The sequence below is a fragment of the Actinomadura opuntiae genome, from assembly GCF_030283205.1.
In the GTDB taxonomy this organism is placed as follows: Bacteria; Actinomycetota; Actinomycetes; order Streptosporangiales; family Streptosporangiaceae; genus Spirillospora.
In genome coordinates this window covers 59,282-79,038 of sequence record NZ_JASNWF010000001.1, presented here as the reverse complement: position 1 = coordinate 79,038, position 19,757 = coordinate 59,282, and the positions used below count along the sequence as shown (strand labels likewise).

Below are 19,757 nucleotides of genomic sequence, written 5' to 3'. Positions count from 1 at the left end.
CCCCCAAATGATCTCGTTGCCGAGCGCGGCGGAGGATATAACCATCGCTTCTGGGGTCGAGAAGAACCATCTGTTGGACTTCTGGTCGTCGGGCGCCGAGCATGGGAGGTGACACAGCAGCCCACCAGGGAGGACCCCATGGAGAAGGCCATGCACCCCGAGGACATCACCCGCCTGTTCGTCGAGCGCTCCAACGCCGGCGACGCCGCCGGGGTCGCCGCCCTCTACGAGGAGGACGCCGTGCTGGCCTACCCGCCCGGCTCCCAGACCGTCGGACGCGAGGCGATCCGCGAGCTCTGGGAGAAGGTGCTCGCCGGACGCCCGCACTTCGAACCCGAAGAGCCGCTGCCCACCCTGGTCAGCGGCGACATCGCCCTCACCTCCACCCCGCCCCGCGACGGCGCCGGCGCCCGCGCCCAGGTCGTCCGCCGCCAGCCCGACGGCAGCTGGCTCCGCGTCCTCGACCAGCCCGAGTTCGTCACCCCGGGCGCCTGACCGGCCGTGCCCCGGACACGCCGCGACACGCCCGCGCGGCGGCCGGGGCGGCCGGGGCGGCCGGGGCGGGGCCCGGGGGAGGCGACGGGTCAGCTCGCGAGGAACTCCAGCAGGTCCCGGTTGAAGCGCTCCTTGTCGCCCGGCACCATCGCGATGCCGTGCGAGCCGCCCTCGTAGACCTTCAGCGTCGCGTCCGGGATGATCTGCGCCGACTTGCGGGCGGTCGCGTCGATCGGGACGATCTGGTCGTCGTCGCCGTGCACGATCAGCGTCGGCACGTCGAACTTCTTCAGGTCGTCGGTGAAGTCGGTCTCGGCGAACGCCGTCGTGCAGTCCACGCCCGCCTTGATGCTCTCGTGCATCGCCATGAACCAGAACGCGTCCTTGTTGCCCTGCGTCACCTTGTTGCCCGGACGGTTCGCGCCGAAGAACCCCTCCGCGCTGTCCTTCCAGAACTGCGACCGCTCCTTCAGGATCCCGGCCTTGATGTCCTCGAACGCCTGCGCCGGGACGCCCTCGGGATTGGCGTCGGTGCGCAGCATCAGCGGCGGGATCGCCGACAGCAGGACGGCCTTGGCGACCCGGGCGGTGCCGTGCCGGCCGATGTAGCGGGCCAGCTCCCCGCCGCCCATCGAATGCGCCACCAGCACGACCTCGCGCAGGTCCAGGGTGCCGAGCAGGTCGGCCAGGTCGTCGGCGAAGGTGTCGAAGTCATAGCCGTCCCACGGCTGCGAGGAGCGGCCGTGCCCGCGCCGGTCGTGGGCGATGCCGCGGTACCCCGCGTCGGCCACCGCCTTCATCTGGTCCTCCCACGCGTCGGCGTTCAGCGGCCAGCCGTGGATGAACACCACCGGCGGGCCCGAACCCCAGTCCTTGTAGAAGATCTCGTTGCCGTCGCGCGTCGTGACGAACGCCATCCGTCCAACCCCCTGACGTATCGGTGCGATCCCGGCGACCTTCCCGCGACGGCGCGCCGGTACCGGCACCCCGGGGCCGGGGACGGCAAACCCCGGTCGACCTTTCTTTACCGGCCCGCGCCGCCCCGCCCCGGCTGAAGTCTCGGCAAAGGCGGGCGCGTGCCCGCGGGCGCCCGGCACCGGCGCGGCTACCGTGCGGGCATGCCGCAGACGCCCGGCGACAGGCCCGCATACGCGCCCGCCGACGTCCCGCCCGACGCGCCCCCCGCACCCCCCGACCCACCCGAACCGGGGACGGCGGCCGACGGACGGCCCGGCCCGCGGCGGGTACCGGCATGGCTGCCCCGCGCGTTCGTGCTCGCCGGCGCCGTCGTCCTGGCGTTCATGGCGCTGCTGTGGCTGCTGCAGCGGCTGCGGGACCTGCTGCTGGTCGTGCTGGTCTCGCTGTTCCTGGCGTTCGCGATCGAGCCCGCGGTGAACTGGCTGGCGGCGCGCGGCTGGCGGCGCGGCGCCGCCACCGGGCTCATGTTCGTGGTCATCGGGGCGCTGCTGGCCGGGTTCCTCGGCGGGATCGGGTCCCTGCTGGCCACCCAGACCACCCACCTGATCAACAGGTTCCCCGGCTACGTCCGGCAGGTCATCGACTGGGCCAACGCCACCTTCGGCACCCACCTGTCGCGCGACACCCTGTTCCAGCGGCTCCCCACCGTGACCGGCACGCTGTCGCGGCACCTGTCGTCCCTGGCACAGAACGTCTGGGGGATCGGCGCCACCGCCTTCGGGGTGGTGTTCAAAGGGCTCGGGGTGCTGCTGTTCACCTTCTACCTGTCGGCGCAGGGCCCGCAGCTGCGCCGCACGGTGTGCTCGCTGCTGCCGCCGCGCCGCCAGCGCGAGGTACTGCGGGCCTGGGAGATCGCGATCAGCAAGACCGGCGGCTACATCTACTCGCGCGCGCTGCTCGCGCTGATCTCCGGGATCGCGCACTACGTCGCGCTGGCCCTGCTCGGTGTCCCGTACGCGGCGACGCTGGCGCTGTGGGTCGGGGTGGTGTCGCAGTTCATCCCCGCGGTCGGCACCTACCTGGCCGGCGCGGTACCGGTGCTGATCGCGCTGACCCGCTCGCCGGCGACCGCGCTGTGGATCCTGCTGTTCATCGTCGCCTACCAGCAGGTGGAGAACTACCTGCTGCAACCCCGCATCACCGCCCGGACCCTGGACATGCACCCGGCCGTCGCGTTCGGGCTCGTGCTGGCCGGGGTCGCGGTCGCCGGACCCGTCGGAGCGCTGGTCGCGCTGCCGTTCGGCGCGAGCGTGCAGGCGTTCGCCGGCGCCTACATCCGCCGCTACGACGTCGAGGAGCACCCCCTCACCCGCACCTCGCCCCCCGAACGCACCCGCCGATGGTCCCTGCGACGCTGGCCGCGCCGCAAATGACCCCCGCCTCGGCGATCGCACGCCTTTACCGTCAGCAGGACGGACCCGGACCACATCGTCGACCATTGCCGTGGACGAGCCCGCCCCGCCGGGTTAGCGTGCCAGCAGAACCTTGATCAATTAGCCGCTCGGGGGCGGAGGGAGCCGTCATGCACCTGCCCCGCACGCACCGTCCTCCCCGGCCCGCGGCCCGCGGTCCCCGCGCCCGCCGCGCCGCCGCCGGACTGACCGCCGCGGCGCTCGCCGCCACCGCGCTCACCTCGCTCACCGCACCCGCCGCCCACGCCGGCACGACCGGCACCATCGGACGCGACGGCGGCAAGGACCCCGCGCTCATGCGGCTGCTGCGCTCGATGAGCCTGCAGGACAAGGCCGCCCAGCTGTTCGTCCTGCAGGTGTACGGCAAGAGCGCCGACACCACCGACCCCGCCGACGTCGCCGCCAACCGCAAGCTGTACGGGGTCGACAACGCCGCGCAGGTCGTCGCCCGCTACCACCCCGGCGGATTCATCTACTACGCCAACAACGTCGACGACCCCCGCCAGCTCGCCGGGTTCTCCAACGGCATCCAGCGCGCCGCGATGGCGCAGCCGCTACGCGTCCCCGAGACGATCGCCACCGACCAGGAAGGCGGCATCGTCGCCCGCGTCCAGCCGCCCGCCACCCAGTCGCCCGGCAGCATGGCGCTGGCCGCCGGACGCCGCACCGGCGACGCCCGTGCGCTCGCCCGCATCACCGGGCAGGAACTGCGCGCCATCGGCGTCAACCAGGACTACGCGCCCGACGCCGACGTCAACGTCAACCCCGCCAACCCCGTCATCGGCGTCCGCTCCTTCGGCTCCGACCCCGCGCTGGTGTCGTCCATGGTCACCGCGCAGATCCGCGGCTACCGGGCCGGGGGAGTGACCGCCACCGCCAAGCACTTCCCCGGGCACGGCGACACCACCACCGACAGCCACACCGGCGTCCCCCGCATCGGCCACACCCGCGCCCAGTGGGAGAAGCTCGACCTGCCGCCCTTCCGCGCCGCGATCGCCGCCGGCGCCGAGGCCATCATGACCGCGCACATCATCGTGCCCGCCCTCGACCCCTCCGAGGACCCCGCCACCCTGTCCAGGCCGATCCTCACCGGCATCCTGCGCGACCAGCTGCACTACAAGGGCCTCATCGTCACCGACGCCCTGGACATGCAGGGCGTCCGCACCAAGTACGGCGACGAGCGCATCCCCGTCCTGGCCCTCAAGGCCGGCGCGGACGTGCTGCTCAAACCACCCGCCGACGCCTCCGGCAACGGCGTGTTCGCCCGCCAGCTCGCCGCCGTCGTCAACGCCGTCGACACCGGCGAGATCAGCCGGGAACGCCTCGACGCGTCGGTGTACCGGGTGCTGGCCCTCAAGCAGAAGCGCGGCCTGTTCCGCGACCCCTACGCCGACACCTCCCGCATCGGCGGCACCGTCGGCACCCGCGCGCACCTGGCCGCCGCGCAGCGCGCCGCCGACCGCACCACCACCCTGGTCAAGGACGACGCCGGCCTGCTCCCGCTGAAGGCCGGACCCCGCAAGGCGCTGGTCGCCGGATGGGGCGCCGCCACCACCGCCGGGATCGCCGCCGGCATCGGCGAGCACGGCGCCGCCACCACCGTCCGCAGCACCGGGCTCAGCCCCACCCAGGCCCAAATCGACGACGCCCTCGCCGCCGCCAAGGACCAGGACCTCGTCGTCGCCGTCACCAACCGCGCCTGGGACGTCAGCACCGAACCCGGCCACCAGGGCCCCGGGCAGATGAACCTCGTCAAGGCGCTGGTCGCCACCGGCAAGCCCGTCGTCGTCATCGCCGTCCGCGACCCCTACGACATCGCCTACTTCCCCGAGGCCGCCACCTACCTGGCCACCTACTCCTACACAACCGAGGCGCTGCGCTCGGCCGTCAAGACCCTGTTCGGCGAGAACCCGCCGCACGGGAAGCTGCCCGTCGCGATCCCCACCCGCGACGACCCCGGCACCGCCCTGTACCCGTTCGGCCACGGCCTGACCTACCGGCAACGGAACGGCTAGAGCCGCGGCTCGGCGCACCGGCTCCGGCACGCCGACGGCCCGGTCCCGGGGACGACGGCCGCGGTCGTCCCCGGGACCGGGCCGGGTTCGGTCTCTGCTCGCACCCGCGCGGCCGAAGCCCGCGCGGGCGCGGCTCAGCGGTGCTTGGCGGTGACGGTGACCTGCTGGGCGCCGATCGCCTTCATCATCGTCGGCCAGATCTTGCCGGACTCGCGGATCCACGCCGGCCAGTTGTGCCGCCCGTCGCCGTAGATGTCGGCGGTGTAGGGCACCTTCAGCTCGTCCAGGCGCTTCTTGAACTCCTGGTTGTCCGCGCCGACCGCGATCTCGCTCAGCAGGCCGATGTCCCACGGCGCCACGTCCGGGTCGCCGGGACCGGGCCGGCCGGTCGTCCCGGCGGAGAAGAACAGCTGCGTGCCGCGCAGCTTGTCGGCCAGCGCGTAGGGGTCGTGGGCGGCCCAGTTGGCGTCGTCGGCCCACGGGACGCCCCAGATCGCGAACGGGTCCTGCCCGTTGCCGGCGTTGGTGAACATCAGCATCGCCGGCATCCCCGCCGACCGCAGCGACAGCGTGCCGCTCAGCGAGGCGACGTACTTGAACAGCCCCGGGTGGCGGCCGGCGTAGCTGTAGGCGCCCTGCCCGCCCGAGGAGTTGCCGATCGCCGCGCGGACCGCGCCCGCGCCGTAGTTGCGCTCCATCAGCTGGCGCACCTCGGCGGTGTGGAAGGTCTCCCACTTGGGGGTCCCGCCCTTGCCGTAGTTGTACCAGTCGGTGTAGGAGCCGTTCTCGCCCTCCGGCATGACCACCAGGACGTCGTACTTGGCCGCCCAGGCCTCGATGTCGGTGTTCTTGGTCCAGGAGGTGTAGTTGTCCTGGCCGCCGTGGAAGGCGTACAGCACCGGCCACGTCCGCGTCGCCCCGCGCTGCCAGCCCCTGGGCAGCAGGATCCGCGTCTTCACCGACTTGCCGAGCGCGGGGGAGGAGATGGTGACGTCCACCTCGTGGTCGGCGACCTGCGTCTCCTGGGTGATCCGCGCGCCGTCGTCCGCCTTCACCGGCGCCGTGTCCGCCTGCGCCGCCCCGGCCCCGGCCGCGCCGAGCCCGGCCACCAGGACGGTGGCGACGGTGCTCGCCGTCACCGAACGCCGCCAGCGGACGACCGTGAGTACCGGACGGCGGACAGAGGGTGTCATATGCTCACCTTGCGGAAAATGGGCCCGACCCCCGTGGCCGTGCGACTTCCGCAGAGTGTGCCGCCGACCCGGCAAATGATCTACAGGCCAGAGTGACAAGAAACCACCGCGCCACTGTGGATAAGTGAGTCATTTCGGATGCGTCGTGATCGTCCGGTGACAGCCGGGTCATCCGGCGCGCGGCGCGGTGTGAGGCACCTCTCGGGACGGGCGGTCCCGCGCATGGGGCAGGATCGAGGGATGCGGGCGCACCGGCCGGGGGGCGGGCGCCCCGCGCGACGCCCGCCCCGAGCACTGGCGGCGGTCGCGGCCGCCGCGACGGCCGCGGCCGTCCTGGACGTGCTGGCCGGCGGGCCGCTGCGCCACCTGGACCACTGGGCGTTCTCCGGCGGCCTGCCGCCCCGCACCGGCGCCTGGCACTGGACCTGGCGGACGATCGTCAACGGCGGCCAGTACTGGATCGTCGGGAGCCTCGCCGGGATCGCCGCGGTCACCGCCGCCTGGAAGCGCCGCAGCCTCCCGCTGCTGATCCGCGCCGGGATCTGGCTGGCCTGCACGGAACTGCTCGTGCGGTCCGCGCAGGTGCTGTTCGCCCGCACCGCGCCCCTGTACGGCGAGGACGCGCTGTTCGCCGGCGGGCACCTGTCGTTCCCGTCCGGGCACGCCGCCAACGCCGCCGCCTGCCTGCTGTTCATCGCCGCGATGACCGGCGCGTCGCGCGGCTGGACGATCGCCGCGCACACCCTGGCCGCGCTGGTCGCCGTCGCCGTCGTCGCGCTCGGCTACCACTGGCCCACCGACGCGCTCGCCGGCTGGGGCACCGGCATGCTGCTGGCCTGCGCCGCCCGCGTGCTGGTCGTGCCGCGCGCGCCGCTGCCCGCGGCCCGGCGCGTCCGCAACGCGGCGCCCCTGCCCGAGGACGTCTGAAGCACGAGGCGCCTGGCGTCACTCGCCTCCGGCGGACTCGGCGAGGAGCGCGGCCAGCTCGCGCGGCCTGGAGAACATCGGCCAGTGCCCGGTCGGCAGCTCCCGGTAGGTCCACTCCGGGCCGCTCATCATCGCGAACACCGGGTTGCCGCTGCCGGCCATCTGCCGCACCGCCGCGAGCGGGATGGTGCACAGCACCAGGGTGCGCGGCGTGGACGGCAACGGCTCGGGCCGCGCGAGCGGCTGCGACGCCGCCGCGAACGGGTGCGGCGTGCCGCGCCGGCGCATCTCGGCCAGCCGCCCGGCGTCCAGCCCCGCGAGGTTGACCGGGTGGGCGTCCGGGTCGAACGGCGGCACCGGGATCTTCCAGCCCTCGCCCGCCCCCGCGACGCTCTTCTCCAGCTCCGCGCGGTCGTCGGGGGCGTGGAAGTCGATCCCGGCCATCCCGGGCGGCATCGGCCCGCTGTCGACGTAGACGACCCGCGACACCCGCCCCGGGATCCGGTCGGCGGCGCCGGTGACCGCCATGTTCGCGCCGCTGTGCGCGACCAGGACCACCTCGCCCGCGCCGCCGTCCTCGACGGCCCGCACGACGTCGTCGATGTGGGCGTCCAGCCCCACCTCCGGCGTCAGCTCGGCGGCGCGCTCGGCCAGCCCCGTCAGCGTCACCGGCCGCGCCTCGTGGCCCGCGTCCCGCAGCCCCGCCGCCACCTCCTCCCACGCCCACGCGCCCAGCCAGAACCCCGGGACCAGTACGAACGTCGCCATGTCAGCGCCCTTCCCTCGCGGATGTGCCTCCACGCTAGGCTCGATACCGGACAGAACCCGCCCGGTTTGGGGGAGTGGCCCATGTCACATCCGGCGCCGGACTCCGGGCCGTCCCACCCGACGACCCGCGTGCTGGCCATGCTGGAACTGCTCCAGGCCCACCACCGCATCACCGGGACCGAACTGGCGGCGCGGCTCGGCGTCGACGAGCGGACCGTCCGCCGCTACGCCGCCCGCCTGGACGACCTCGGCGTGCCCGTCGTCGCCGACCGCGGCCGGTACGGCGGCTACCGGCTCATGCCCGGCTACAAGCTGCCGCCGCTGATGCTCACCGACGACGAGGCCGCCGCCGTCGTGCTCGGGCTGATCGCCGGACGCCGCCTGGGCCTGCCGGGACAGGCGACCGAGAGCGCGCTGGCCAAGGTGCAGCGGGTGCTGCCCACGGCGCTGCGCGACCGCGTCCAGGCGCTGCGCGACACCCTCGGGTTCACCCTGCCCGCCCGCGACGCCGCCGCGCCCTCCACCGGAGCCGTGCTCACCCTGGCCGCCGCCGTCCGCGAACGCCGCCGCGTCCGGCTGCGCTACCGCTCCTGGCAGGGCGCCGACTCCGAACGCGACCTGGACCCCTACGGCCTGGTGTTCCACTCGGGGCGCTGGTACGTCACCGGCCACGACCACCGCAGCGGGGAGGTCCGCACCTTCCGCGTCGACCGGATCGCCTCCGCCGACCCCGGCACCGCCACCTACGACATCCCCGCCGGGATCGACCCCGTCCAGCACGTCACCCGGTCCCTGGCGGGCGTCCCGTACGCGCACGAGGTCGAGGTGCTGCTGGAGACCACCCTCGACCAGGCGCGCCGCCGGATCCCCGCCACGGTCGCCACGCTCACCGAGACCGACGGGGGAGTGGTCATGACCACCCGCGCCGAGCACCTGGACGGAATGGCGCGCATGCTCGCCGGACTCGGCTGGCCGTTCGTGATCCGCCGCCCCGCCGAACTGCGCGAACACCTCCGCGCCCTCGCCCGCAGCCTGGACGAGCAGGCCGCCCGCTGACCGCCGCGTCCGCCTGCGGCCGCATCAGTCCCGCTCGGGCTCACCCGTCGAGCCGCTCGAGCCGGCGGCGGCGGACGCCCCGGACCCGGCGGCGCGCCGCTCCCACTCGTCGCGCAGCATCGCGTAGATGACCTCGTCGGTCCACTCGCCCTTGACGATCTCGTTCTGCAGCAGGTGCGCCTCCCGGCGCATCCCCAGCCGCTCCAGCACCCGCGCGGACGCGGCGTTGCGGCCGTCCAGCCGCCCCACGATCCGGTGCAGCCCCAGCCCCTCGAACCCCAGCCGCAGCACCGCCCCGGCCGCCTCCGTCGCGATCCCCCGGCCGTGGAAGGCGGGGTTGAGGATGTAGCCGATCTCGCCCTGCCGGTGCTCGCGGCTGCGCCACTGCAGATTCACCTCGCCGACCAGATCACCGGTCGCGCGCCACTCGATCGCCAGCACCAGCCAGTCGCCCTCCTTCTCCAGGGCGGACGCGGCCATTTTCTCCCGCAGGAACGACCGCGATTCCTCCCGGTCGCGCGGCTCCCAATAAAGGAAACGCGCCACCTCCGGAAGGGATTGATAGGCGTACAGCCCGTCCAGGTCGTCCTCACGGAACGGCCGCAGCGACAGCCGCTCGGTCTCGATGGGAAAGGTGGGACGCAGCACGCGCCGATCCTATTCACCCGTTTCCGTGTTCGGCGACCCGTGGTTCCCCGGTAACCGCCCGGTCGCCCGCGCGTCGCACGGGCGACCTGCGCTAAGGCCGCCGCGGATCAGGAGCGGGACGCGCCGTGCCGGCCCGGCCGGTCCCCGGGCCCTCCGGCCCCCTCATCGCCGCCCGGGGCGGCCTCGTCCGCGACGCCGCTCTCGCGTTTCTCCTCGTCGCTGAACCCGCGGGTGTCGCGGAATTCGACATAGGGTTCGCGATCTGCGGGCTGCCCCGCGGCGATGGCACGGCCGCGCTCGAGTTCGGCGTTCATCTCCGCGCCCAGCAGGATCGCCAGATTGGTGATCCACAGCCACACCAGGAAGATGACGACGCCGGCGAGGCTGCCGTAGGTCTTGTTGTAATTGGAGAAGTTCGCCACGTACGCGGCGAACACCCCCGACGCCACCAGCCACAGCGCGATGGCCAGCAGGCCGCCCGGCGTGACCCAGCGGAACCCGCGCTTGGCGTTCGGCGCGGCCCAGTACAGCAGCGCGAACAGGAAGCTGACCACGACCAGCATCACCGGCCACTTGGCGATGTTCCAGACCGTCACGGCGGTCGACCCGAGCCCGAGCATGTCGCCGATCTTGCGGGCCAGCGGCCCGGAGACGATCACCGCGATCACCGACGCCGACAGCAGCACCAGCGTGACGATCGTGACACCGATGCGCAGCGGGACGGTCTTCCAGATCGGCCGGCCCTCGGGGATGTCGTAGATGGCGTTGGACGCGCGCATGAACGCGCCCACGTACCCCGACGCCGACCACACCGCGGCCAGCAGGCCGATCACGGCGACCACCCCGGCGCCGCCGCGGTTGCCCTGCAGCTGCGTGATCGCGCCGACCAGGACGTTCTTCACCGCGCCCGGCGCGATCCCGCCGAGGTTGTCGATGAGGTCGTCGGTGACCGACTTGCCGCCGAGCCCGACCAGCGACACCACCACCAGCATCGCCGGGAAGATCGACAGGATGGCGTAGTAGGTCAGGGCGGCGGCCCGGTCCGACAGGTTGTCGCGCTGGAACTCGCCGAAGGCGCGCTTGGCGGCGTGCCCCCACGAGGGGACGGACAGTTCGGTGGGTGCGGCGGGCCTGCGCATGCGTGCTCCCTAGCGTCTCAGTGGTCCGCGGCCGGTGCGGCGCATCCGGATCGGGGCCCGCTGCGTGCGGCGGACCCGGACCTGCACCGGCGCCCTGCGCATGCGGCGGCGCAGCCGCGCCTGCGGGGTGCGGCGCCGCCGCATCCACACCGTCAGCGCGGCGACGGCGCCGGCGGCCGCGATGGCGGCGCCGCCCTGCACGGCCCTGGTCCTGGCCTGCGGAGACGTGACGGCCCGCCGGACGCGCCGGGCCCGCTCGCGGGCCTGGTCCCTGGCCTGCTCCGCCTTCTCGCGGGCCTGCTCCCTGGCGTGCTCGGCCTTCTCCCGGGCCATCGCCTTGACGTCGGCCTTGGCCGCCAGCGCCTCGACGGTGTCACCGAGCTCCTGCCGGGCCCGGTCCACGTCCTGGCGCAGCTCCTCGGTGCCGGCGGCGGCGCCGTGCCTGCCCTGGGTGGTCATCGGTGCGACGCCCTCTCCTTCAGGTCCGCGACGGTCTGGCGCGCCTCGTCCACCGCCCGTTCCGGCTTGGCGGGGGTGGCCCGCTTGGTCTGCCCGACGCCCAGCAGGCTCAGCACGCCCGCCACCAGCACCAGGAACCCGCCGATGATCAGCGCGGCGGCCCACAGCGGCAGCACCAGCGCGATCGCGGCGATCGCGGCGGTCAGCAGCGCGGCCGCGCCGTACAGCCCGATCAGCGCCGCGCCGCCGAACATGCCGGCGCCGGTGCCGGCGTGCCGGCCCTTGTCCTTCAGTTCCGCGACGGCGAGCCGCAGCTCGGCGCGCATCAGTTCCGAGACCTGCTGGGTGGCCTGCCGGACGAGTTCGCCCGTGCCGGCCTCGCTCTTGTTCGAGCCGGTGAGCTCCGGGGCGCGTCCGGCGTCCTGCCGGGACGCCCCCGTGCTCTCGGCGGCGCTCTGGCCGTCGTGTGTCCGCAGGGTGCTCATGCCCTCAGGCCCCCTCCGCGTGCTCTGGTTTTCGAAGCCTGGCTGACCCGTTCCCCCTGCCAGGGAGCTAAACGTGGGAGCTGAACCTGCGCCGCGGCCCGGCCGGGGGCTAACCGCGGCCGACGAACGAGGGCATCGTGGTGGCCAGCACGGACATGAACTGGACGTTGGCCTCCAGCGGCAGGCCCGCCATGTAGAGCACGGCGTCGGCGACGTGCCGGACGTCCATCACCGGCTCGGCCTTCACCGACCCGTCGGCCTGCAGCGTGCCCGAGCCGAACCGGCCGGTCATCTCCGTCGCGGCGTTGCCGACGTCGATCTGCCCGCACGCGATCCGGTACGGGCGGCCCTCCAGCGACAGTGACTTGGTGAGCCCGGTGACCGCGTGCTTGCTGGCGGTGTAGGCGACCGAGAGGGGACGCGGGGTGTGCGCCGACAGCGACCCGTTGTTGATGATCCGGCCGCCCTGCGGGTCCTGCTCCCGCATCATCCGGAACGCCTGCTGGGCGCACAGGAACGCGCCGGTCAGGTTGGTGTCCAGGACGGCCCGCCACTCGCGGTGGGAGAACTCCTCGACCGGCTGCGGCGCCCCGAACACCCCGGCGTTGTTGACCAGCAGGTCAAGCCGCCCCCAGCGGGCGGCGACGGCGCCGAACAGCGCCTCGACCGACTCGGGGTCGGTCACGTCGGCGGTGACGGGCAGCGCCCGCCCGGCGGCGGCGCCATCGGCGGCGCGGGCGGCGGTCTCCTCCAGCGGGGCGGCGCGGCGTCCGGCGAGGGCGACCCGCCAGCCGCGCTCCAGCAGGGCGGCGGCGACGGCCGCGCCGATGCCCGAGCCCGCTCCGGTGACGAGCGCGACCGGCTCCCCACCGCTCTGCGGGCCGGGGCCGCTCCCATGATCGGACACGCTCCGAGCCTCCCTCCCCGGCGTCTCCCATGTCAAAACCGGCGTTCACAACACGGATGACCTCGGCCGAACGCGACGTTACGGGCGGCTCCGATCGGCCTGGAAGTCGCCGCCGCCGTCGCCCGATCCCGCGCCCGGTTGGTTCCCGTCTGGCCGGTTCCGGCCTCGGTGACCGTGTCCGGAGTCGGCCACCGGGTCTTGTGGGCCTGCTGAGGCGGATCTACGTTCCGCGCGGGCGTTGCTCCCAGCGCCCCGGTCCCAGGCGACGACGCCTGCAGGGAGGTTCCGATGCGGATGCGCAGAACACTGGGCTCGGCGGCGGCAGGCACGCTCCTGCTCGCCGCGCTGAGCGTGGCGGCGCCCGGAGCGCACGCCCAGGGGTTCGGCTACGACAAGCTCACCCCGATCCAGAAGCGGCACGTCTCCGGCGCGCTGGCCGAGGCGCTCGGCCCGAGGTTCGCGCCGCGCGCCGTCACCGGCGCCCGCCCCGCGAGCGCCCCGCCGTGCGGCGGCCGGCACGGCGCGAACGTCAAGGTCGACCAGGACTGCCTGACCGTCACCGACCAGCCGCTCGCCGGACGCGGGCAGGCCCAGAACGAGACCTGGATCGCGGCCGACCCGAGCGATCCCCGCCACCTGCTGGCCAGCTACAACGACTACCGCCGCGGCGACGGCACCTGCGGGGTGTCGCGGTCGGGCGACGGCGGACGCACCTGGTCCGACACCACCGCCCCCAACGGGTTCGTGTCCGGCGCGGCGTTCGGCGGCAAGCCCCGCGAGTACTTCCAGAGCAGCGGCGACACCTCCGTGGCCTGGGACACCCGCGGCAACGCCTACCTGTCCTGCCAGGAGTTCAAGCGCGGCAGCGCCGTCTCGCCCGACCCCGACCAGTCCAGCGGCTTCTACGTGTACCGCTCGACGGGCAACGCCGGCGCGTCGTTCAACTTCCCCGGACGGCCCGTCGCCGAGCACGACGACACCGCCGGCGCCGGGAACTTCCTGCTCGACAAGCAGCTGATGACGGTCGACGCGCACGCCCGCAGCCCCTACCGCGACCGCGTCTACGTCACCTGGACGACCTTCGCCGCCGACGGAACCGGCTACATCTACGGCGCCTACTCCGCCGACTACGGCGAGCACTTCAGCGCACCCGCGCTGATCAGCTCCGACTCCGCGCTGTGCGCGCAGCCCGACGGTATCCCCACGCCGCACGGCCGGTGCAACAACAACCAGTTCTCCCAGCCCGTCACCGCGCCCGACGGGACGCTGTACGTCGCGTGGGCGAACTACAACGTCGCCGAGACCGGCTCCGACAACCGCTTCCAGGTCCTGGTCGCCACGTCCAAGGACGGCGGCGCGACGTTCTCGGCGCCGGTGAAGGCCGCCGACTACTACGAGCTGCCCGACTGCGACACCTACCAGGGCGAGGGCAAGGACCCCGGCCGCGCGTGCGTCCCGGAGAAGGGCGCCGGCACCAACTCGATCTTCCGGGCGACCAACTACCCCAACATCACCGTCGACCCCGCCAACCCGAAGCGGGTCGTGGTGACCACCGGCTCCTACCTCAACCGCGACTCCAACGAGGCGAGCGGCTGCACCCCCGCCGGGCTGACCCCCGCCGAGGAGGGCCTCGGCGCCCTCTACACCGGCGTCAAGACCGGCGGCTGCAACAACGGCGTCGTGCTGTCGTCGTCCACCGACGGCGCGGCCACCTTCACCGGCACCACCACCGACGTCCGCAAACTGCCCCTCGTCGGCGCCGGTGGCGCGCAGGCCCGCACCGACCAGTACTGGCAGGGCACCGTGTTCAACCCGCGCGGGGAACTGGTCACCGCCTACTACGACCGGCAGTACGGCTCGGACGAGACGACCGGCTTCTCCGACATCACCGTGGCCGCCACCCGGGACCTGACCCACTTCACCACCAGGCGCGCCACCTCCTCCAGCATGCCGCCGCCGTCGCAGTTCAACGGCCAGTTCTACGGCGACTACATCATGCTCGACGCGACCGCCACCACCGCCTACCCGGCCTGGTCCGACACCCGCGCCGCGGCGCTGTTCCTGTGCCCCGGCACCGGCACGCCCGGCCACCCGCCGGCGCTGTGCACCGCCGCCGCGGCCAACGCGTCGGTCGCCAACGACGAGCAGATCTTCACCACCGCCGTCCGGCTCCACTGACCCGGCGAGGAGCACCCCTGCGATGACGACCCGCACAACGATCGCGGCCGCGGCCGCGCTGCTGCTCGGCTCCGCGCTCGCCACCGTGCCCGCCGCCGTGCCCGCCGCGCACGCGGCGCCCGGCCCGGCCGCGCAACCCGTCCACCCGATCTCGCCCGGCGACCCCTACGCCGCCTGCACCGCCGGCGCCAGCCCCAACGGAACCGTGTACCCGGGCGCCGAAGTGGAACCGTGGATCGCCGCCGACCGGCACCGGCCCGGCCGCGTCATCGCCGTCTACCAGCAGGACCGCTGGTCCGACGGCGGCGCCAAGGGCCTCGCGGCCTCCTACGGCCGCGACGGACGGCACTTCACCAAGACCACCCTGCCGTTCAGCAAGTGCGCCCCGGGCGGCCTGAACTACGAACGCGCCTCCGACGCCTGGGTCGACTTCGGCCCCGACGGCGTCGCCTACGCCAGCGGCCTGGACTTCGACGCCTCCACGCCCCGCAACGGCGTCGGCGCCGCCACCTCCTACGACGGCGGACGCACCTGGCGCCACACCACCCAGCTCATCGACGACACCGAACCGTCCATCATCGACGACAAGAACTCCGTCACCGCCGACCCGCGCCACCCCGGCACCGCCTACCAGGTGTGGGACCGCATCGACCAGGTCACCACCGGACCCGGCGCCCACTACACCGGGCCGTCCTACATCGCCATCACCCGCGACCACGGCCGCACCTGGACGCCCGCGCACCCGTTCGTGGACACCGGCGCGGTCCCCAACTCCCAGACCATCGGCAATGTCATCGTCGCCGACGCCCGCCGCGACGTCCTGTACGACTTCTTCGAATGGCAGACCTACAGCGACGTCAACGCCACCGAACCGATCGACCTGCACTTCGCCGTCGTCGCCTCCAAGGACCAGGGCCGGACGTGGAGCAAGCCCGTCACGGTCGCGCCCGACACCGCCGTGCCCGAGGTCGACCCCAACGCCCCCGACGACCCGTCCAAGGCGCTGCGCGGCGGCGCCAACCTCATCAGCGCCGCCGCCGACCCGCAGACCGGCGAGCTGTACGCGACGTTCGAGGGCGCCGACCCCACCGGCTCCTACGACCAGATCCTCCTCGTCCACTCCACCGACGGCGGCCGCACCTGGTCCGCTCCGGCGCGCATCAACCAGGCACCGAACGCGCCCGCGTTCACCCCGTCCATCGCGGTGAACACCCGCGGGACGGTCGCCATCACCTACTACGACCTGCGCTACCTGCAGCCCGGCAACACCACGACGCTGCCGACCGCCATGTGGTACCTCACCTTCCCGCGCGGCGGCGAGGGCCGCCCGTCCGAACGCCGCATCTCCCGCGTCTTCGACTGGCTGAAGGCACCGTACGCTGGATGGGGTCACTTCCTCGGTGACTACGAGAGCGTCGCGGCCGCCGGGCGCGGATTCCAGCCGGCGGTGGTCGAGACCAACGACACCGGACCCGCCGTCAACAGCACCGACCTGTTCACCGGCATCTTCGGCACCAACCCGGCCTCACCGGCACCGGCGCCGGCGCATCCCGCACCGCACGTCACCGGCGCCCGCCATCTGAACGCCCACCGCACCCAGCACTGAGGAAAGGGAGCCACCAGCACCAGCTACAAGCGCACCTGAGAAACCTATGGTCAGGCCGTGCCGACCCAGTGGACGCTGTGTCCCTCTGTCGGGTCGGGCATCTCCCAGCGGCGGACGAGCCGGTCGATGACCGCGTCCGGGACCGGCGCCGCCCGGCCGCGGTTGCGGTCGCGCAGCACCGCCGGCGGCGCCTCCAGCGCGACCAGCTCGACCCGTCCCCGGTAACCGGCGATGAGCCCGGTGCACTGCTCGCGCTGCGTCCGCGACACGTTGGTGGCGTTCCAGACGAACGACCGGCCCGCGCGCAGGTGCTCGCGGGCCAGGTCGTGCGCGGCCGCGGCGACCGCGTGCTGGTCACCGGCGGGGGACACGCCCATCTCCGCACGCAGCCGGTCCAGGCTGACCACCGGCAGGTCCGGGCGGTTCGCGGCGATCCAGTGGTCCTTGCCGACGCCCGGCAGGCCCGACAGCACCGTCACCGTGCAGCGGGTGTCGTCGTAGGCGTCGTAGTCGGGGTCGCGGTCGTCCTTGCGGAAGTACCAGAACCGCGCGTGGTCGGACGGGAAGGCGCGCGGCGCGTCCAGGCACCGCTGCTCGGCGCAGTACTCCCCGTACAGGGCGACGTTGTCCAGCAGTTCCTCGGTGTCGGGGCAGATCCGGCCGAGGATGTCGGCCGACGCCAGCAGCACCAGGTCGTCGTTGCGGGCCAGCAGGCTCACCCGGAACGCGATCTTCTGCAGGTCCGGGCGCTCCAGCGCCCAGAACGGCACCTGGTGGTGGCGGATCAGCGCCGCGACGTGCTCGCGCCAGGCGACCGGCGCGCCCATCTCCCACAGGATCCGCCGCACCATCAGGTCGCCGCGCCGCGAGTGGCCGCGCGCGGTGATGCGGCCATCGTCCTCAGTGCGGGTGCAGTGCGGCTTGGCGATGTCGTGCATCAGCACGGTCGCGAACAGCCGCACCCGCTCTTCGGCCGGACGCGCGCGCCACTGCGGCAGCGCCGCCAGCGCCTCGCACGCCATCCGGGTGTGGACCTCGACGTCGCCCTCGCCGTGGAACACCGCGTCCTGCGGGACGCCCGCCATATCGCGCACCCACCCGAACGCCTCACGCACGTCGTCCCACCGCAGGTCCCAGTGCGGCGGCGCCGGGCACAGCTCATCGAACACCCGCATACAGCACCTCCGGGTCGGCGAGGCCGTTGGCGACGATCGGACGCTCCTGCCAGTGCGTCCCGGAGTCGAGGATCGCGGTCAGGAAGCTCGGCCGGACCCACTTGTAGCGGTCGACGGTCTGCCCGTCCTCCTCCACCTTGATGTAGAGGCCTTCCATCTCGTCGGACTTGTCGGTCTCCTCGGCGACACGATCGGGGTCGGCGCCGCCCGCCCGCGCCGCCGCGCGCAGCGCGTCCCGCCAGCCGGGCGTGCGGCAGGTGGACGGGCCGACGAACGCCGTCAGCGCCTTCAGGTCCGGCAGCGTCCCCTCGTGCAGGACGGGCACCGACACCACCGGCGTCCCGGCCAGCAGCTCGCGGCGACGCGCCGTCGACAGGAACGTCCCCTCGCGCTGGTCGAAGACGTCGAATTCGCAGAAGTAGTGGGGGAGGGCGTCGTAGAAGACGGTGTGCTTGGCGTACAGCCATTCCCCGTACATCACGTACCGGTCGCCCAGCCGCTCCCACAGGACGTGCTGGACGGACGCGGCCCACGCCTTCAACGGCCCGAACTGCCGTTCGCGGGGCCCTCCGGTCAGGTAGTGGCCGCGGCTCTGCAGCCGCAGCTCCCCCGCGGAGGAGAAGCTGATCCCGGCGTTGGCGCCGTCCAGCTTCTCCTCCACCACCAGGTACCGTCCGGCGATCGCCGAGAACGGCCGCGCGGCCAGGTCGTGGTCGCCCGGCTGCAACCGCGACCCCTCGATGTGCCGGGTGCGGGGGTATTTGCGGAGCATGCCGACCGTTCTAACGAACCCGGTCGGCCGTGCCAACCGAATTTCAGCGGCTCGGGACGATCCGGGTGAGCGCGAGCGCGGCCAGCCACAGCACCACGCTCACCCACGCCAGCGCGTGCACGCCGGACACGAAAGGCCCCGGCGCCAGCGCCGAACCCGCCACCGCCCCGTACACCGCGACCCCGAGCGCCGTCCCGATCTGCCGGGCGGTGTTGTTGAAGCCGCCCGCCAGCCCCGCGTGCTCCGGCGGGACGGCCCGCATCGCCGCCGCGACCACGGCCGTCACGATGAGGCCGTCACCGATCCCGATCGCCAGCAGGACCGGCAGCAGCGCCGCGTAGGAGCCGCCCGCACCGACCCGCAGCAGGCTGAGACACCCGGCGGCGGCAAGCGCGGTGCCCGCGCCCAGCGGGACTCGCGTGCCGAACCGGGCGGTGAGCCGCCCGCTGACCGGCGCCAGCAGCGCCAGCGGCACCGCCATCGGCAGCAGCAGCACCCCTGCGGAGAACGCCGAATGGTGCTCGCCCTGCTGCAGCTTCAGCGTCGCGACGAACAGCACCCCGTTGGTGACCAGGTTCATCGCCAACGCGATGCCGTTGGCGCCGAGGAACGCCGGGGCGCGCAGCAGCCCGCCCGGCACCATCGGCGCCGCCGCGCGGCGCTCGGCCCACACGAACGCCGCCGCCGCGACGACCGTCACGGCCGCCGTCACGACCGTCTCGTCGCGGTGCCCGTGGCCGGCGGCGATGACCGTCCACACCAGGCCGCCGAGCGTGAGCGGCGCCAGCGCCATCCCGGCCCGGTCCAGCGGCGGCCGCGCGCCGCCCGGCCGTTCCCGCCGCGGTTCGCGGACGATCGTCAGCACGCCTGCGATCGCCGCGGCGACGATCGGCACGTTGAGCAGGAAGATCCATCGCCAGCCGGCCGAGTCGACCAGCATCCCGCCGAGCAGCGGCCCGGCGGGCAGCGCCGTGGAGGAGATGCCCGCCCATACCCCGAGCGCCCGCGCCTGCTCGGCGCGGCCCGGGTACGCCGCGGTGATGACCGCGAGGCTGCCGGGCAGCAGCAGCGCCGCGCCCGCGCCCTGCACCACCCGCGCCGCGATCAGCGGTCCGGCGCCGGGCGCGGACCCGCACGCCAGCGACGCCACGCCGAACAGCCCGAGGCCGATCAGCGTCATGCGGCGGTGCCCGATCCGGTCGCCGAGCGCGCCGCCGCCCAGCAGCAGCCCGGCGATCGCGACCGCGTACCCGTCGACGACGCCCTGCAGCCCGGGAAGCCCGGTGCCGAGCGCCCGCCCGATCCCGGGAAGGGCGACGTTGACGATCGTCACGTCCAGCAGCACCAGGAACATCCCGGCGCACAGGATGGCGAGCACGGCCCCGCGCCGGGGGACGGGCGCGGCGGTGGTCTGACTCGTTTCGGTGGTCTGATTCGTTTCGGTGGTGGTGGGGGCGCCGGTGCGGGTCGTCGGTCTCATGCCTCCACGGTGGCCCGCAGACGTTTCGCCGCGGCTCGAACCATGATCGGCGCGCCTCGATCCG

The 19,757-nt window shown here is 73.6% G+C and carries 18 protein-coding genes; 7 read left to right on the top strand and 11 right to left on the bottom strand.

From position 1 onward, the window contains the following. Positions 1–138 precede the first annotated feature (138 nt). On the top strand, positions 139–495 hold the full coding sequence (locus QP089_RS00440) for a YybH family protein (protein ID WP_285909083.1): 357 nt from the start codon (positions 139–141) through the stop codon (positions 493–495). An 89-nt stretch (positions 496–584) separates the two neighbouring features. Here the strand turns inward: QP089_RS00440 and QP089_RS00435 are convergent, their stop codons facing one another. Continuing rightward, positions 585–1,412 (bottom strand): alpha/beta fold hydrolase, encoded by an 828-nt coding sequence (locus QP089_RS00435; protein ID WP_285909082.1) that lies wholly within the window; start codon positions 1,410–1,412, stop codon positions 585–587. Positions 1,413–1,613: 201 nt separating this feature from the next. Here QP089_RS00435 and QP089_RS00430 point away from each other — a divergent pair, with 201 nt between their 5' ends. After that, complete coding sequence (locus QP089_RS00430; protein WP_285909080.1) at positions 1,614–2,846, top strand: AI-2E family transporter; 1,233 nt, start codon at positions 1,614–1,616, stop codon at positions 2,844–2,846. A 149-nt stretch (positions 2,847–2,995) separates the two neighbouring features. Beyond that, positions 2,996–4,900: a glycoside hydrolase family 3 protein gene (locus tag QP089_RS00425; RefSeq protein ID WP_285909079.1), complete on the top strand. Its 1,905-nt coding sequence runs from the start codon at positions 2,996–2,998 to the stop codon at positions 4,898–4,900. Positions 4,901–5,034: 134 nt separating this feature from the next. Here QP089_RS00425 and QP089_RS00420 read toward each other — a convergent pair whose 3' ends face one another. Beyond that, the gene (locus tag QP089_RS00420; RefSeq protein ID WP_285909077.1) at positions 5,035–6,093 is read right to left on the bottom strand and encodes an alpha/beta hydrolase; all 1,059 of its coding nucleotides are present in this window, start codon (positions 6,091–6,093) and stop codon (positions 5,035–5,037) included. Positions 6,094–6,333: 240 nt separating this feature from the next. On the opposite strand from QP089_RS00420, the gene QP089_RS00415 reads away from it, so the two are divergent. Further along, positions 6,334–7,020 carry a phosphatase PAP2 family protein gene (locus QP089_RS00415; RefSeq protein ID WP_285909076.1) on the top strand — a complete coding sequence of 229 codons (687 nt, stop codon included), beginning with the start codon at positions 6,334–6,336 and terminating at the stop codon, positions 7,018–7,020. A gap of 18 nt (positions 7,021–7,038) precedes the next feature. Here QP089_RS00415 and QP089_RS00410 read toward each other — a convergent pair whose 3' ends face one another. Next, positions 7,039–7,788 carry an alpha/beta fold hydrolase gene (locus tag QP089_RS00410; protein ID WP_285909075.1) on the bottom strand — a complete coding sequence of 250 codons (750 nt, stop codon included), beginning with the start codon at positions 7,786–7,788 and terminating at the stop codon, positions 7,039–7,041. Positions 7,789–7,869: 81 nt separating this feature from the next. Between QP089_RS00410 and QP089_RS00405 the strand changes: the two genes are divergently transcribed. Then, entirely contained in the window at positions 7,870–8,844 is a 975-nt protein-coding gene (locus QP089_RS00405; protein ID WP_285909073.1) for a helix-turn-helix transcriptional regulator, read from the top strand. Positions 8,845–8,868: 24 nt separating this feature from the next. Here QP089_RS00405 and QP089_RS00400 read toward each other — a convergent pair whose 3' ends face one another. The 5 genes from QP089_RS00400 to QP089_RS00380 form a co-directional block, all read right to left on the bottom strand. Continuing rightward, positions 8,869–9,492: a GNAT family N-acetyltransferase gene (locus tag QP089_RS00400; RefSeq protein WP_285909071.1), complete on the bottom strand. Its 624-nt coding sequence runs from the start codon at positions 9,490–9,492 to the stop codon at positions 8,869–8,871. Between the two features lie 107 nt (positions 9,493–9,599). After that, entirely contained in the window at positions 9,600–10,631 is a 1,032-nt protein-coding gene (locus tag QP089_RS00395; RefSeq protein WP_285909070.1) for a YihY/virulence factor BrkB family protein, read from the bottom strand. Between the two features lie 9 nt (positions 10,632–10,640). Beyond that, on the bottom strand, positions 10,641–11,090 hold the full coding sequence (locus QP089_RS00390) for a DUF3618 domain-containing protein (RefSeq protein ID WP_285909069.1): 450 nt from the start codon (positions 11,088–11,090) through the stop codon (positions 10,641–10,643). Then, positions 11,087–11,575: a phage holin family protein gene (locus tag QP089_RS00385; protein ID WP_285909068.1), complete on the bottom strand. Its 489-nt coding sequence runs from the start codon at positions 11,573–11,575 to the stop codon at positions 11,087–11,089. The genes QP089_RS00390 and QP089_RS00385 overlap by 4 nt, the downstream gene beginning before the upstream one ends. Before the next feature lie 109 nt (positions 11,576–11,684). Further along, positions 11,685–12,482, bottom strand: a complete 798-nt coding sequence (locus tag QP089_RS00380; protein ID WP_285909067.1) for an SDR family oxidoreductase — start codon at positions 12,480–12,482, stop codon at positions 11,685–11,687. Positions 12,483–12,776: 294 nt separating this feature from the next. On the opposite strand from QP089_RS00380, the gene QP089_RS00375 reads away from it, so the two are divergent. Both QP089_RS00375 and QP089_RS00370 read left to right on the top strand, forming a co-directional pair. After that, entirely contained in the window at positions 12,777–14,660 is a 1,884-nt protein-coding gene (locus QP089_RS00375) for a sialidase family protein (RefSeq protein ID WP_285909065.1), read from the top strand. Between the two features lie 22 nt (positions 14,661–14,682). Beyond that, complete coding sequence (locus QP089_RS00370; RefSeq protein WP_285909064.1) at positions 14,683–16,266, top strand: sialidase family protein; 1,584 nt, start codon at positions 14,683–14,685, stop codon at positions 16,264–16,266. 50 nt (positions 16,267–16,316) lie between these two features. On the opposite strand, the gene QP089_RS00365 is transcribed toward QP089_RS00370, so the two are convergent. The 3 genes from QP089_RS00365 to QP089_RS00355 are packed head-to-tail and all read right to left on the bottom strand — an operon-like array spanning position 16,317 to position 19,693. After that, the gene (locus tag QP089_RS00365; protein WP_285909063.1) at positions 16,317–17,441 is read right to left on the bottom strand and encodes an AAA family ATPase; all 1,125 of its coding nucleotides are present in this window, start codon (positions 17,439–17,441) and stop codon (positions 16,317–16,319) included. Continuing rightward, complete coding sequence (locus QP089_RS00360) at positions 17,425–18,213, bottom strand: RNA ligase family protein (protein WP_285909062.1); 789 nt, start codon at positions 18,211–18,213, stop codon at positions 17,425–17,427. The genes QP089_RS00365 and QP089_RS00360 overlap by 17 nt, the downstream gene beginning before the upstream one ends. Positions 18,214–18,256: 43 nt before the next feature. Further along, entirely contained in the window at positions 18,257–19,693 is a 1,437-nt protein-coding gene (locus QP089_RS00355) for an MFS transporter (protein WP_285909061.1), read from the bottom strand. Positions 19,694–19,757: the final 64 nt, after the last annotated feature.